This window comes from Streptomyces sp. W16, from assembly GCF_033194735.1.
In the GTDB taxonomy this organism is placed as follows: Bacteria; Actinomycetota; Actinomycetes; order Streptomycetales; family Streptomycetaceae; genus Streptomyces.
Map to the genome: position 1 here is coordinate 23,912 of NZ_JAWOAI010000023.1, position 14,855 is coordinate 38,766.

Genomic DNA, 14,855 nt, shown 5'->3' on the forward strand with positions numbered 1-14,855 from the left:
AAGCGCAACCGGACGACTAGTAGACGCCGGTTCGGCAACCCCCTGAAGGGGCGCGGGGAACTGCGCGACCAGCCACGACGGCGCCGCAGACGGCCGAAGACCCCTCCCCGCGGAGCGCCTAGGTGTCGGGATCGTCATGACGCGGCAGCCGCCTCGGCTTCGGCGGTGGTCAGGAACTTCAGGTTGATGACGTGCTCGTTGTAGAACCACTGGACGGCGTCGGTGGTGTAGTACCAGCTCGGCTTCTTCATCGAGTCGGCGACGACCAGTCCGTTGATCACCAGGTTCTCGAACGTGACGTTGTGGATGGCGTGTTCGGCGTCGTAGCCGAGGAAGAGCGACGGGTTGGCGTGTGTGCCCGTGTAGCTGAGGTTCTTGACGTAGACGCCGTCGATGCCGCGGCCCACCGAGGTGTTGTACTTCGTGTTGTACATGACCTTCATGTAGATGACCTGGCCCCAGCGGAAGTCCTCGATCCGTACGTCCTCGATGCGGACGTTCTTGATCAGGTTGGAGTCGCCGGGGTTGAGGGCGATGCAGCCCTGGTAGTTCATCTGGGGTTCGCGGTGGTCGAGGATGTCGATGTTCTTGATGACGAGGTTCTCGATCGTCTCGGGCGCGTCGGAGTTGCCGTGCGTCCCGACGTTGATCGGGTGGGCGACATCTGCCCACAAGGTGCAGTTCTTGACGGTGATGTCGCGGGTGTCGCCGTAGTAGTTCCAGCGGTGGCAGTAAATGGCGATGCAGTCGTCGGAGTTGCGCATGAAGCAGCCGTCGAAGGTGATCCCGGTCGAGGAGAAGACGTCGAAGCCGTCGCCGTTGCCCTTCGAGCTGAAGGCGCGCGCCTTCTTGATGTGGACGTTGTCGCTCTCGGCGAACGTGCCCGCGTAACCAGCCGGGTTGAGGATGATGACGTCCTCGACGCGGATGTTCTTGCTGCCCTCGCAGAGGATGGCGCCGCCGGGGTTGTTGTACAGCACTCCGCGCCCGATGAGGCGGGACTTCTCCACGTCCTTGAAGTAGACCTGCGCGGTCAGGACGGCGCCGCCCGCGAGGTAGACGGTCTTGCCGCTGGGGACGGTGAGGACGTTGCCGGTGACGGTGTGGACGCCGGGGCCGAAGTAGATGACGTTCGGGTCGTCGGCGGACGGGGCGTGGTGCTCGACGCGGTTGGTGATGAGGTGCAGGGCGTCGAATATCTCGTCGTTGATCTGGACGACGATGTCCTTGGGCTCGTCGAGGGTGAACCGAAGGGTGTCGCCGAGGAGTTCGGGCGTGATGCCGTACGAGTCCGGTCTCACCCGGGCCTTGGTCGTGCCGCCCTTGAGGTACGTCACCTCGATCTCGACCGAGCCGTTGAAGTCGAAGTACGCCATCGACGAGCTGTAGACCTTGCCCGACCCGGTGTTCGCGTTGATCTCCTCGAACTGCGGCCGGTAGATGTCGAGGGTCTGCCAGGCGCCGTCGGGGGCGGTGCGGACCCGCACCTGGAAGCTGGTGTTGGTCGGCATGGTTGTCGGGCGCGGGTAAGTGACCAGCTTGGGGCGGGAGTTGTGGCCGCCGGAAGCGTGGGCCGCCGTCGCGGTCAGTCCGGAAAGGCCGGCGGCGAGCGCGGTGGCACCGGCGGCCTGGAGGGCCGTACGACGGGACAGGGGCGTGTTCATACGTGACTCCTTGCAACAGGGCGAAAGGCAGGGCTACTTGAGACCACTCGTCGACATCCCGGCGACGAACCCGCGCTGGGCGACGAGGAAGATCAGGAGGATGGGGACGACGTACATCACGGAGGCGGCGGCCTGGAGGTTGGTGCTGGGGGTGCCGGCCGCCGAGACGTAGGTGGTCATCACCGCGACGGCGAGGGTGGAGTGGTCGGTGGAGAGCAGGAGTTGGGGCGCGATGTAGTCGCCCCAGGTCCAGGTGAAGGCGATGACGAAGCTCGCCGAGAGCACCGGCCAGGACTGTGGCAGGAAGATCCGCCAGAAGATCCCGCCGTAGCCGCAGCCGTCGACGATGGCCGCCTCCTCCAGTTCACGGGGCAGGCCCGCGAAGAACTGGCGGAAGAGGAAGACGAGATACGGCGCGGAGGACAGACCCCACAGCACCCACGGCCAGTAGGTGTCGACCATGCCGAACTTGGCGAAGATCAGGTAGGTCGGCAGCAGCGTGATCATCTGGGGCAGCATCATCGAGCCGATGAGGATGCCGAACAGCACCTTCTTGCCGGGCGCGGTCAGCCGGGCGAAGCCGAAGCCCACCCAGGCGGAGCTGAGGGTGACGAGAGTCGCGTAAATGGTCGCGATGATCAGGGAGTTGCAGGCGTAGCCGAGGAAGTCGACGGCCCGGTAGGCATCGACGAAGTTGTGCCACTCGAAGTGCGTCGGCAGCCAGTGCACCGGGGCGGCGGCCAGCTCGGCCGGGGCCTTGAGGCCGGTGAGGATCAGCCAGCCGAACGGGCCGAGGAACAGGCCGGTGATGACGACGAGCGCCGTGTAGAGGACGAGCCGGTTCACGCGTATCCGCGTGCGGGCCGGGGACTTGGGGTTCACGCTGGTGGTGGTCACTTCTGCGCCTCCGGGCCGACGTTGTAGAACACCACTCCCGAGGTGAACTTGAAGATGAGTCCGGTCGCGATGAGGATCAGGACGAAGAGCACCCACAGCAGTGCGGAGGCGTATCCGTAGCGGCCGAGCGCGAAGTACTCCGCGAACACATGGATCATGTAGGTGTAGTTGGACTGCGGGATCGAGGTGAGGCCGCCCGTGCCGGGTACGGGGGCGAGCAGCATCGGCATGATGGTCTGCACCGAGGCGATCACCCCGGTCACGGTCTGGAAGAGCAGTACCGGCGACAGCAGCGGCACGGTGATGCTGCGGAAGGTGCGCCAGGCGCTCGCGCCGTCGATGCGGGCCGCCTCGTGGAGTTCGCGGGGGACGTCCTGGAGCCCCGCCAGCGAGATGATCATGATGTTTCCGGCGGCCCAGAGCACCGTCATGACGAGGACGTAGCGGGCGTAGGGGTCGGCCAGCCAGCCGATCGCGTCGAAGCCGAAGAAGGTCAGAGCGCCGTTGGCGGCACCGGAGTTCTGGTCGAAGAGGTTCTTGAAGGCGATGCCCGCGCCCACCGGCGGTACCACGGCGGGCAGATAGAGCAGGGTGCGGAAGAGCCCGCGTCCCTTCATGGGCCGGTTGACGAGGACGGCGAGCGCCAGTCCGGCGATGATCGACAGCGGCACGGAGAGCAGCGCGAACAGACCGGCCCGGCCCAGGGCGTCCCAGGTGACCGAATCGCCCATCAGCTCGCGGTAGTTGCCGAGGCCGACGTAGTGCCAGTGCGGGGAGATGCCGTCGTACGTGGTGAAACTCAGCCACAGCGCGTACGCCATGGGCGCGATGGTCAGCAGCGAGAAGCCGATGATCCACGGTGAGGCGAACATGTAGAACGCGCGGTGCTTGCGCGTCGTCATCGAGGGGCCGGTGCGCGCGGCTGACCGGGTCCGGCCGGCCTTCGCGGTCGGGCGTGGCCGTCCGACGACCGGCGAGGATGCCTGATCGACCGTCATCCCACCTGCTCCTTCCCGCGTTTGATCTGTTCGTTGATGACCGAGTTGAGGCGTCCGGCGAGGCGGTCGACGGACATCTCGCCCTTCATCGCGGGCGTGGCGGCCTGGTTGAAGAGGGACTCGAAGGCGTCGCCCGAGATGTACGGGGAGACGGCGACCACCGAGAAGTGCTTCAGCTCGTTCTGCTGTGCGTTCAACGTCCGTTTCTGGAAGTCCTCCTGATGGGGCATCAGAGGTCTTAGGGACTTCAGGGTGGGGATGCCCCAGCCGCTGGAGGCGCGGGCCTTGGCCGGTGCCTCGCCGAAGAACCACTCGAAGATCCGCCAGGCGACGTCCTTGTTCTTCGACTTGCGGGGCATCCACATGCCGGTGCCGCCCTGGCAGGCGCTGATCCGGGGGCCGCCCGCGAAGACGGGGGCGGGTGCCAGCCGGGAGACCTGGGCCAGTTTCTTGTCGGTGCCGATCATGCCGCCCATCCAGTAGCCGTTGTTCGACATGGCCATCCGGCCGGCCTGGTAGGTGGGGCCGTCCCAGCCGTTGGGGTCGGGCAGGACGGCGCTGGGTCCGACCTTGAGCCGGCAGTAGTCCAGGTACCAGGCCAGCGCCTTGCGGGCCTCGGGGGTGGTGAAGTCGACCTTGGAGAAGTCGTCGGCGAACAGGCTGCCGCCGGCGGAGGCGGTCATGGTCGCCATGAGCGTGAGTTTGACCAGGCCGTTGTAGCTGCCGCCGAAGACGGTCGTCTGGCCCTTCGAACGCTGTACGAGGTGCTGGGCATGGTCCAGCCACTCCTCGAAGGTGATGGGTTCGGTCTCTGACGGGTAGGCGACGCCCTTCTTGTCGAAGGCGGCGGTGTTGTACCAGTACATGGAGTCCTGGGAGAAGTCCTTGGCCATGCCGTAGCGGGGGCCCTTGCCCTGGACCTTTCCGTCGTAGCGCCACAGGTTGTTGACCGCGTCCAGGTCGTCGGGCCGCAGGACGCTGCTCGTGGCGAAGTAGGGGTCCAGTTCCTGCATCACGTCCCGCGCGGCGTAGAACGCTGCGTCCACCGCGCCGACCCCGCGCACCAGGTCCGGCGGGTTGCCGCTGGTGAGCATCGCGATCAGCTTGGTGATGTCGTAGTCCACCCGCTTGATGGCGATGCCGGTGTCCTTCTGGGCCTGCTTGACCAGGTCGGGGCCCAGGTCGTCGGCCTTCGCCATCACCGTGATGGTCTCGCCCGCTCCGCTCACCCCGGTCGACACCTGGAGGGCGCAGCCGTTCAGCGCCGCCGCGCCGGTCGCGGCACCGGTTGCCGAGAGGGCGAGAAATCGTCGGCGGCTCAGGGGAGCACCAGCACGTGGGTGCATGACCGCACCACCTCCAATAGAAACCGGTTGTCACGCGTTGGGGCAGAGCTTCTTCCGGCTCGGAAACGGCGTCAAGACCTTGGGCGAACTTTCGAAAAGACTGGGTAAGCTCACGGACACGGCAACGTAACGCGTCTCGCCAGAAACCGGTTGCCAGAGGGCTGTCGCCGCTTGACTCCCGTCGCGAAAGGGTTCAAAGTTTGCTGTATACGTCGTAAACGTACGATGTCTGGCAGTGAGGAGCCGGACTGATGAGCCCGCCGTCGACCATCCTCGTCACTGGCGGAGCCGGTTTCATCGGGAGTCATGCCTGTGTCGAACTGCTCGACCACGGCTATGAGTTGATCGTGGTCGACGACTACTCCAGCAGCACGCCGCAGGCCTTCGCCCGGGTCGAACGGATCGCCGGCCGCTTCGCCGGTGCCGTCTACGAACTGGACGTCCGTGACCGGCCCGCCCTCTCGGCCGTCTTCGACCGCCATCCCGTCGACGCCGTCCTGCACTTCGCCGCGTACAAGGCCGCGGGTCCCTCGACCCGAAGGCCCGTCGAGTACTACGACACCAACGTCGGCGGCACGACCGCCCTGTTGCGGACCATGCACGAGCACGGGGTGCACCAGCTCGTGTTCTCCTCCACCGCCGCGCTCTACGGCGACGCCGGACACGGCCCGCTCGACGAAGCCACCCCGGCCCGGCCCGTCAACCCGTACGCGGCCTCCAAGTGGATCTGCGAGCACATACTCGCCGACGTCTGCCGCAGGTGCCCCGAATACACCGTGCTGTGCCTGCGCTGCTTCAACCCGGCCGGCGCCCACCCCAGCGGGCTGCTCGGCGAGGACCCCCGCGGCACACCCGGCAACCTGCTGCCGTACGTGGCACAGGTCGCCGTCGGCCGACGGGAACGGCTCCCCGTGTTCGGCGGCGACTACCCCACGCGGGACGGCACCGGGATCCGCGACTACCTGCACATCATGGACACCGTCGAGGCCCACCGCATCGCGCTCGACCACCTGGCCGACGAGCCGGGCCTGCATGTGTACAACCTGGGCGCCGGCCGGGGCAGTTCGGTCCTCGATGTCGTCGCCGCGTTCTCCGCGGCGTGCGGCCGTCCCGTTCCGTACGAGGTCGTGCCGCGCCGCCCGGGCGACGTGCCCGAGCTCGTGGCCGACGCGAGCGCGGTGGCGCGCGCCTGGGGCTGGCGGCCCACCCGGGACCTGACCGACATCTGCCGCGACGCCTGGCGCTTCCAGCGGCAGAACCCGCACGGCTACACCGACTCCGCGCGCCGGCCGAACACGAAGCGATGAGGCGCGCGGCCGAACACGGAACGGTGGGGCAGCCGGGCACTCGGTGACGAGATGCAGCCCGGCGCCCGCCGTGCCTACGCTTTGAACCTGTATCTCATCATTGACGAGTCGTTCGCGGCCCGGTGACCTCCGACTCGGGGAGGCGTTCCCCCTTGCATCTGGCTCACCGGTTGATGGCCGTGTACATCACGCTGGTCGTGGTCGTCACCGGCCTGTACATGTCCATCCCGGCGACGCGCACACCACTCTGGGCCGTGATCGGGCTGAGTGGCGTCGCCGCCGTACTCACCGGCGTGCACATCCACCGGCCGGCGCACCGCTGGCCCTGGTGGGCGCTGGCCGGCGGACTGCTGACCTTCATCGCGGGCGACACCTCCTACAACGTGCTGGAGGAGTACTTTCACGCGTCCAATCCGTTCCCCTCCCCCGCGGACGCGTGCTACCTCGCCACCTATCCGCTCTTCGCGGCGGGCCTCTTCGGCCTGGTCCGGTACCGCTGGGCGGACCGTGACCTGCCCAGCCTGCTGGACGCCCTGATCATCACCGCCGGCCTGGCCCTGCCGGTCTGGGTGTATCTGGTGCAGCCGCTGACCCAGGTGGAGGGCCTGACCTGGCAGCAGCGGGCCATCAGCATCGCCTATCCTCTCGGCGACGTCCTGGTGCTGGCCATGCTGGCCAGGCTGCTCACCCCCAGCCCGGTCTCCGGCCGCAACCGCGCCGTGCAGCTGCTGGTCCTGGGCACCCTCACCCTGCTCGGCTTCGACATCGCGTACGGGATCCTGCAGCTGAACGACATGTGGCAGGCCGGCACGCTGCTGGACTCCGGCTGGATCGTCTTCTACACGGCCTGGGGACTGGCCGCGCTGCATCCGTCCATGGCGGAGCTGACCGCACCGGAGTCCCCACCGGAATCCGCGCTTCCGCCCCAGCGGTGGCGGCTGCCGCTGCTCACCGGGGCCACCCTGATCGCGCCCGCGATCCTGCTCTACGAGGGGCATTCGGGCAACGTGCGGGACGCGACCGTGCTCGCCGTCTTCTCGTGTCTCCTGTTCCTGCTGGTGATCCTGAGGCTCGCGGGCATGGTCGTGGCCCATCGCAAGGCGGTGACCCGTGAGCTGGCGCTGCGTGCGGCGACCGCCTCCCTGGTGGCGGCGGCACGGCCGCAGGAGATAGAGCAGACCTGCGCCTCGGCGGTGAGCGCACTGTTCGGACCGGGGATCGAGCACAGCAGCACGGTTCTGTCGGCAGAACACGCCCAGGATCTCTACGCGCTGCTCGACCGGTCCTTCGGCCGGGACGGCGCCGGCCGGACCGCTCTCGCCCTGCACCGCACGCTCATGGTTCCCACCGCCGCGCTCGGGCCGCAGACGGCCGGCGGACTCGACGGCCTGCCGACCGCCCTGGTGTGTCCCATGGTCCAGCCCGGCAGGCCGGCCGGAGGCGAACTGCCGGGCGTGCTGCTCGCGGCGGGGCCCGAACACCGGCTCGGCGAGATGCGCGGCACGCTGGAGATCCTGGCCTCGCACGCGGGCCTGGCGATGGAACGCATCGCGCTGCGGCAGGAGATCAGCCGCAAGGAGAGCGAGGCGTACTTCCGCACCCTGGTGCGCAACGCTTCGGACGTCATCCTCATCGTCGACGACGACTGGACCGTCCGGTACGCCAGCCCGTCCGCCGAGGCCGTGTTCGGCAGCGCCCGGCTCAGCGGTACGGCACTGCGGGACCTGCTGGATCCACGGGACCGCGACCGGGCGGACCGGACGCTCAAGGACCTGTGCGAGGACCGGCGGGAGGAGGCCCACGACCACTGGTGGGTGCTGCGGGACAGCACTCGTATCGAGGTGGAGGTGCGCTGCCGCGACCTGCGGCAGGACAAGACCGTGGGCGGGCTGGTGGTGACCCTCCGGGACGTGACCGAACAGCGGCAGCTGGAGCACGAGCTGACCCAGCGGGCCTTCCACGACTCGCTGACCGGACTGCCCAACCGGACGCTGCTCCTGGAGCGCACCGAGCGCGCTCTGCTGCGCGGCCGCCGGGAGCCGGCACTCACCTGCCTGCTCTTCGTCGACCTGGACGACTTCAAGATCGTCAACGACACGCTGGGCCACTCGGTCGGCGACCGGCTCCTCGGCGCGGTCGGTGCGCGTCTGTCGGAGACGCTGCGCCGCACGGACACCGCGGCGCGGCTCGGGGGTGACGAGTTCGCGGTGCTGATGGAGGACGCCAGGCAGCCCCTGGACGCCGAGTTGCTGGCCGCCCAGGTGATCCAGACCCTCAACCGGCCCTTCCAGCTGGCCGACGACTCGGTGAGCGTCTCCGCCAGTGTGGGCGTGGCCACGGCGATGGACAGCACCGACGCCGAGGACCTGCTGGCCCATGCCGATCTGGCGCTGTACGCGGCCAAGGCCGCCGGAAAGCGTCAGTGGCGTCGCTTCCAGCCCCAGCTGCATGAGCGGATGGCGGCGCGGCACGAACTGCAGGCGCGGCTGGACAACGCGATCGCCAGGGAGGAGTTCGCGCTGCGCTACCAGCCCGTTGTGGACATCACCGCGGACGAGGTGGTCGGCTTCGAGGCGCTGGCCCGCTGGCCGCACGCCCGGCGGGGTCTGGTACTGCCTGGCCAGTTCATCCCACTCGCCGAGGAGACCGGGCAGATCACACCGCTGGGCGCCTGGGTGCTGCGGAACGCCACGTCCGACATGGCGCGGCTGCAGCACGGCAGCCGGTGTGAGACACCGCCGTACATCAGTGTCAACGTGTCCGCGCGGCAATGGCGGGACACGGGGTTTCTGGACGAGGTGCGCCGGGCGCTCGACACCCCGGGGCTGGTCCCGGGGTCGCTGCAGCTGGAACTCACCGAGTCGGTGCTGATGCAGCGGGACAACCATATCGACGCGCTCACCCGGGAGTTGAAGGGGCTGGGCGTGCGGATCGCGGTGGACGATTTCGGGACCGGGTACTCCTCGCTACGCTATCTCCGGGAATTCCCCATCGACGTACTCAAGATCGACAAGACGTTCATCGACGACATCCCGCAGGATCCCAGACAGGTGGCGCTCGTCGAGGGAATCGTCCGCATCGCCGACACGCTCGGACTTCAGGTGATCGCCGAGGGCATCGAGGAGCCGGCGCAGCGGGAGCTCCTGGCCGGTATCGGCTGCCGGTTCGGGCAGGGGTACCTGTTCGCGCGACCGATGACGGTGGAGCAGGGCGAACAGATCCTGCGGCGGCACGACCAGCGGCACCACGGCCGCTGAGAAGGAGCAACCGCCATGCGAGAAACCGCCGCCGGGCTCCGGAAAGTCCGCCGTGATCCACGCTGGGCCGAGCTCGCACACCTGCGCCGGACCAGCCCCATGTGCGACGCGGTCCTGGACGAGGTGCGCGGCCGGCACATCCGCAGCGGGGACCACTGGCTGATCGACTTCGCCTCCTGCAACTACCTGGGCTTCGACTGGGACCCCGAGATCATGGACGCGATCGAGCCGGCCGTACGGCAGTGGGGCACGCACCCCAGCTGGTCACGGCTGCTGGGCAGTCCCCAGCTGTATCCCGCGATCGAGGAGCGGCTCACCGCCCTGCTCGGCGCGCCGGACACGCTGCTGCTGCCGACCGCCACCCTGATCCACGCCTCGGTGATCCCCGTCCTCGCCGACCAGGGGCACGTCTTCGTCGAGGCCAGGGCGCACCGCACGGTGTACGACGGCTGTGTGTCGGCGCGCGGCCAGGGCGCGACCCTGCGTCGATTCCGCGCCGACCGGCCCGACGAACTCGATGCCCTGCTGCGGGCCGTACCGTCCGGCGCGCCCCGGCTCGTGTGTCTGGACGGCGTCGACAGCATGACCGGCGGCATCCCCGATCTCCCCGTGCTGGCCAGCCTCTGCCGGGAGCGGGGCGCGACGCTGTACGTCGACGACACGCACGGCTTCGGCGTCATCGGGGAACGGACGGCGGACGAGCTGTGCCCGTACGGGTCCCGGGGCAACGGCGCGGTGCGGCACACGGGCGAGTCGTACGACGAAATCGTGCTCGTCGGCGGCTTCTCCAAGGCGTACTCGTCCCTGTTGGCCTTCCTCGCGCTGCCCTCCCGGCTGAAGGACCACCTGAAGGTCGCGGCGGCGCCCTACCTGTACTCGGGCCCCTCGCCGACGGCCTCGCTGGCCACGGCGCTCGCCGGTCTGGAGGTCAACGACCGGCGGGGGGACGCGATCCGCGCCGATCTGCACCGCAAGTCGGTGCGGGTCCTCGACCACGTCGACGCCCTCGGTCTGGACGCGCCCACCGGCCATCGGCTGCCGATCGTGGAGATCCCGCTCGTCGACGCGTCCGAACTGGAGGCGGTCGCCGGATTCCTGTGGGACCGGGGCATCTACGTGACCCTCGCCGCCTACCCGCTGGTGCCGCGTGACCGGGTCGGCTTCCGGGTGCAGATCACGGCGCTCAACTCCGACGAGGACATCGACCGGCTCAACGACGCCCTGACCGGGGCCTCTCGGCGCTTCGCCCTACGGCGCAGGAGCTGAGCCCGGGATGCCCCGCCCCGCAGAGCCCTCTCCCCCGCCGATCCGCAACGACGACGTGGACTGGGACAGTTGGCCCGTCGAGGACTATCTCGCCGAGAACTACCGTGAGTTGCATCCGTGCGACGCGGCGGTGATCGCCCACCACTGTGCCTTCTACCGCCGCATCCCGCCCGGAAGCATCGCGCGGTCCCTGGAGTTCGGCGCCGGACCCAACCTGTACCCGCTGATGCTGGCCGCCTCGGCGAGCCACCGTATCGACGCTGTGGAGGCGGGCGCGGCGAACGTCGCCTATCTGTCGAAGCAGCTCCGCAACGGCCCCGACGCCGGCTGGCTGCCCTTCTACGAGCTGGGCCGGCGGCTCGACCCGAACCTTCCCGCGGACCTGTCGACGGCGCTGTCGCGCGTGCGGGTCGTGCACGCGGATGTCCGGGCCGTCGAGCCGGGCGGCTACGAGCTGGCGTCGATGCACTTCGTGGCGGAGGGCGCGAGCGAGGACTTCGCGGAGTTCACGGAGTTCTGCGGCCGCTTCGCGCGGTCCGTCGTGCCGGGCGGGCGGCTGGTGGCGGCGTTCATGGAGAACATGCCGACGTACCGCATCGGCTGCGACTCGTGGTGGCCGGGCTGTCCCGTGGACCCGGACACGGTCCGGGAGGTGTTCGCGCCGCTGACAGAGGAGCTCACCGTGACCCGGATCGACTCCGATCCGACCCTTCCGGACTACGGGGACTCGGGGATGATCCTGCTGACAGGGCGAACGCCGTCTCCACCAGGGCGATGTGGCTGAACGCCTGGGGGGTGTTGCCCAGTTGGCGGCCGGCGTCCGGGTCCCACTGCTCGGAGAGCAGGCCGACGTCGTTGCGGATCGCGAGGACACGTTCGAAGGCCTCCCGTGCCTGCCGCGGGTGCCCGGTGGCGGCGAGCGCGTCGGCGTACCAGAGGGAGCACGCGACGAACGCTCCCTCGCGACCGCGCATACCGTCCGTGCCCTGCGCGTACCGCCGCACGAACCCGCCGCGGGTGAGTCCGCGCATCGCCCGGACGGTGCCGAGCACCCGCTCGTCACGGGCCGGGAGGAAACCCAGCCGGGGAATCAGCAGGGCCGATGCGTCGAGGGCCGACGAGCCGTACGACTGCACGAAGGACCCCTGCGCCGCGTCCCAGCCCTGCCGGCACACCTGCCGGTGCACCTCGTCCCGCATGGCACGCCACTGGCCCGAGGCGCCGTTCCGGCCGAGCAGCTCCCCCATCCGCAATGCGCGGTCGGCGGCCACCCACGCCATCACCTTGGAGTGGACGAACTGCCGCCCCGGGCCCCGGACTTGCCACAGTCCCTGGTCGGGTTCGCGCCAGTGCGCGAGGAGGTGACCCATGAGCGCCTCGACCAGGTCCCACACATGGGCCGGCAGCGGGATCCCGGCCCGCAGCGAGAGGTGCAGGGTGTCCAGCACCTCGCCGTACACGTCGAGTTGGAGCTGGCTCACCGCGGCGTTCCCGAACCGTACCGGCCGCGAGCCCTCGTAGCCCGCCAGCCAGGGTGCCTCGATCTCCGGCAGGAGACGCTGCCCTCCGACGCCGTACACGGTCTGCAGATCGGCGGGATCGCCCGCGACGGCCCGCACCAGCCAGTCCAGCCAGGCGGTCGCCTCGTCGCGGTAGCCGCTGCGCAGCAGACAGGACAGGGTCAGGGTGGAGTCACGCAGCCAGCAGTACCGGTGGTCCCAGTTGCGCTCTCCGCCGATGCAGCCGGGCAGCGAGGTGGTGGGCGCCGCGACGATACCTCCGGTGGGCGCGCAGGTCAGTGCCTTCAGCGTGATCAGGGACCGTACGACGGCGTCCCGCCACGGTCCCTCGTAGCGGCACTGGGCGCTCCAGCGCCACCAGAAGTCGTCGGTCTCCTTCAGGATCGTCTCGGCGGGCACGCACAACGGCGCGGGCAGCGCGGGCAGATGGGACGGCGCCCACACCAGGGTCAGCGCCAGCCGTCGTCCGGCCGGGACGGTGAAGTCGAGGACCGTGGAGGCGGACCGGTCGACGATGCGCCGCACCCGTACCGGACCGTCGGCGTGCAGCCATACGGCGTCCGGCCCGGCGACCGCGACGGTGCAGTCGTCGGTAACCCTGATCCAGGGGAGGACCCTGCCGTGGTGGAAGCGCAGCCGCAGCTCGCTGCGCAGGTGCACGGCCCCTTCCAGCCCCTCCACCAGCCTTACGATGCAGGGATGTTGGGCGCGCGGCGGCATGAAGTCCGTGACCCGTACCGCCCCGGTCGCGGTCGCCCACTCCGATTCCAGGACCAGAGTGTCCGGCCGGTACGACCGGAGCGCGCAGATGCCGCTCGCGACGGGCGCGACCCGCCAGAATCCGTTGTCCGCCGTGCCGAGCAGCGCGGCCAGGCAGGGCGGTGAGTCGAAGCGGGGCAGACACAGCCAGTCGATCGACCCGTTCCTGCCCACCATCGCGGCGGTTTCCAGGTCGCTGATGAGGGCGTAGTCCTCAATGAGCGCGCTCATGACCGAACCCACCGGCAGTCACGGGTGATCATGAGTTCCTCCCGCCGTTCAGCCGAGCCTGGGGCGCCCCGGCGCACACAGCGTCCATCCCGCCGCACGCCAGGCTGCCGGGTCGAGCGTGTTGCGCGCGTCGACCATGGCCGGGGTGCGGACCACGGCGGCGAGAGCGGCGGGGTCGAGCTCCTGGTACTGGGGCCATTCCGTCAGGTGCAGCACGACGTCCGCCTTCTCGCACGCCTTGGTCACGTCCAGGGCGAACTGGAGCGCCGGGTACGCGGCCCGGGCATTGTCGACCGCCTCGGGGTCGTGCACCCGGACCTGGGCTCCCCGGCGCCGCACCGCGTCCGCGACCGCGAGCGCCGGCGAGTCGCGGACGTCGTCGCTGTGGGGCTTGAAGGAGGCGCCGAGCACGGCGATGTTCCGGTCCGCGAAGGATCCTCCGGCCAGCCGCTGCGCCAGATCCACGCAGCGTGTGCGCTGTCGTGTGTTGATCTCGTCGACCTGCCGGAGGAGGGCTGCCGACCGGCCCTGGCCGAGTTCGTCGGCCAGGGCGGCGAAGGCGCGGATGTCCTTGGGCAGGCAGCTGCCTCCGTAGCCCAGTCCGGGGGCGAGGAAGCGGGGGCCGATGCGGGAGTCCCGGCCCATGGCCTCGGCCAACGTCAGCACGTCGGCGCCGGTCGCGTCGCAGATCTCCGCCATGGCGTTGATGAACGAGATCTTGGTGGCGAGGAAGGAGTTCGAGGCCAGCTTGACCAGTTCGGCGGTGGCCGGGTCGGTGACGATGAACGGGGTGCCCTCCTGCAGCAGAGGCGCGTAGATCTCCCTCAACCGGGCCTCTGCCTGGTCGGAGCGGACACCCACCACAATGCGTTCCGGCCGCAGGGCGTCCCGGACAGCGCAGCCCTCGCGCAGGAATTCCGGGTTCCACGCGACTTCGCCGTCCTGGGCGGCCACGTGCAGGCGCGCGGCCAGCCGACCCGCCGTACCGACCGGCACGGTGGACTTGCCGACCACGAGGACCCGCCGGTATCCGCTGCGGCGCAGATGCGGCAGGAGACCGTCCAGAGCGGCGTCGACGTACCTCAGGTCGGCAACGCCCGAGTCGGGGTCCTGTGGAGTGCCGACGCAGATGAAGTGTGTGTCGCCGAACCGGGCGGCCTCGGCCGGCGAGGTCGTGAAACGCAGGGTGCCCGCGTCCACCGCCCGCCTCAGGATCTCGGACAGGCCGGGCTCCCGGAACGGCGGCCTGGCACAGGCGAGCCCGGCGATCCGCTCGGCGTCGGTGTCCACGCCGAGGACCTCGTGCCCGATCTCCGCCATGCACGCGGCGTGGACCGCTCCGACGTAACCCGTTCCGATGACTGTCAGGCGCATGTGGATCTCCGTGTTCGGCTCTCCGTCGGCAACGCGAGCCCGATGGACGGTTCAGGGGGAGGGACCCGCGGAAGGTCCTTGGACGGGAAGGCCCAGCAGTCCGCGGTAGCAGGCGTCGACGGCGGTACACATGACGTGCGGCGCGAAGGCGCCGCGTACCCGCCGGCCGCCCTGGCGCCCCATGGCGGCGGCCTCTGCCGGATGGTCGAGCAGCCAGCCGACGGCCCGTGCCGCGC

9 protein-coding genes and 1 pseudogene are annotated in these 14,855 nt (G+C 69.5%); 3 read left to right on the top strand and 7 right to left on the bottom strand.

From position 1 onward, the window contains the following. Window positions 1-134 precede the first annotated feature (134 nt). From R6V09_RS05245 to R6V09_RS05260, 4 genes are read right to left on the bottom strand one after another with little or no spacing between them, the layout of a single operon-like run. The gene (locus R6V09_RS05245; RefSeq protein WP_317880149.1) at window positions 135-1,664 is read right to left on the bottom strand and encodes a glycosyl hydrolase family 28 protein; all 1,530 of its coding nucleotides are present in this window, start codon (window positions 1,662-1,664) and stop codon (window positions 135-137) included. Window positions 1,665-1,697: 33 nt separating this feature from the next. Then, window positions 1,698-2,561 (bottom strand): carbohydrate ABC transporter permease, encoded by an 864-nt coding sequence (locus tag R6V09_RS05250; RefSeq protein WP_317880150.1) that lies wholly within the window; start codon window positions 2,559-2,561, stop codon window positions 1,698-1,700. Further along, entirely contained in the window at window positions 2,558-3,559 is a 1,002-nt protein-coding gene (locus tag R6V09_RS05255) for a carbohydrate ABC transporter permease (protein WP_317880151.1), read from the bottom strand. Before R6V09_RS05255 ends, R6V09_RS05250 begins: the two co-directional genes overlap by 4 nt. Then, complete coding sequence (locus R6V09_RS05260; RefSeq protein WP_317880152.1) at window positions 3,556-4,905, bottom strand: extracellular solute-binding protein; 1,350 nt, start codon at window positions 4,903-4,905, stop codon at window positions 3,556-3,558. The genes R6V09_RS05255 and R6V09_RS05260 overlap by 4 nt, the downstream gene beginning before the upstream one ends. Window positions 4,906-5,156: 251 nt before the next feature. On the opposite strand from R6V09_RS05260, the gene galE reads away from it, so the two are divergent. The 3 genes and pseudogenes from galE to R6V09_RS05280 all read left to right on the top strand — a co-directional run bounded on the left by galE (window position 5,157) and on the right by R6V09_RS05280 (window position 11,519). Further along, window positions 5,157-6,212, top strand: a complete 1,056-nt coding sequence (galE, locus tag R6V09_RS05265) for a UDP-glucose 4-epimerase GalE (RefSeq protein WP_317880153.1) — start codon at window positions 5,157-5,159, stop codon at window positions 6,210-6,212. Window positions 6,213-6,385: 173 nt separating this feature from the next. Continuing rightward, window positions 6,386-10,735, top strand: a pseudogene (locus tag R6V09_RS05270) (aminotransferase class I/II-fold pyridoxal phosphate-dependent enzyme). Between the two features lie 7 nt (window positions 10,736-10,742). After that, window positions 10,743-11,519 carry a class I SAM-dependent methyltransferase gene (locus R6V09_RS05280; RefSeq protein WP_317880156.1) on the top strand — a complete coding sequence of 259 codons (777 nt, stop codon included), beginning with the start codon at window positions 10,743-10,745 and terminating at the stop codon, window positions 11,517-11,519. Here R6V09_RS05280 and R6V09_RS05285 read toward each other — a convergent pair. The 3 genes from R6V09_RS05285 to R6V09_RS05295 form a co-directional block, all read right to left on the bottom strand. Further along, window positions 11,413-13,245: a glycoside hydrolase family 15 protein gene (locus R6V09_RS05285; RefSeq protein ID WP_317880157.1), complete on the bottom strand. Its 1,833-nt coding sequence runs from the start codon at window positions 13,243-13,245 to the stop codon at window positions 11,413-11,415. The genes R6V09_RS05280 and R6V09_RS05285 overlap by 107 nt on opposite strands. A 48-nt stretch (window positions 13,246-13,293) precedes the next feature. After that, on the bottom strand, window positions 13,294-14,619 hold the full coding sequence (locus R6V09_RS05290) for a UDP-glucose dehydrogenase family protein (protein ID WP_317880158.1): 1,326 nt from the start codon (window positions 14,617-14,619) through the stop codon (window positions 13,294-13,296). Between the two features lie 51 nt (window positions 14,620-14,670). Further along, the coding region (locus R6V09_RS05295; RefSeq protein ID WP_317880159.1) for a hypothetical protein at window positions 14,671-14,855 on the bottom strand (185 nt) is incomplete at its 5' end.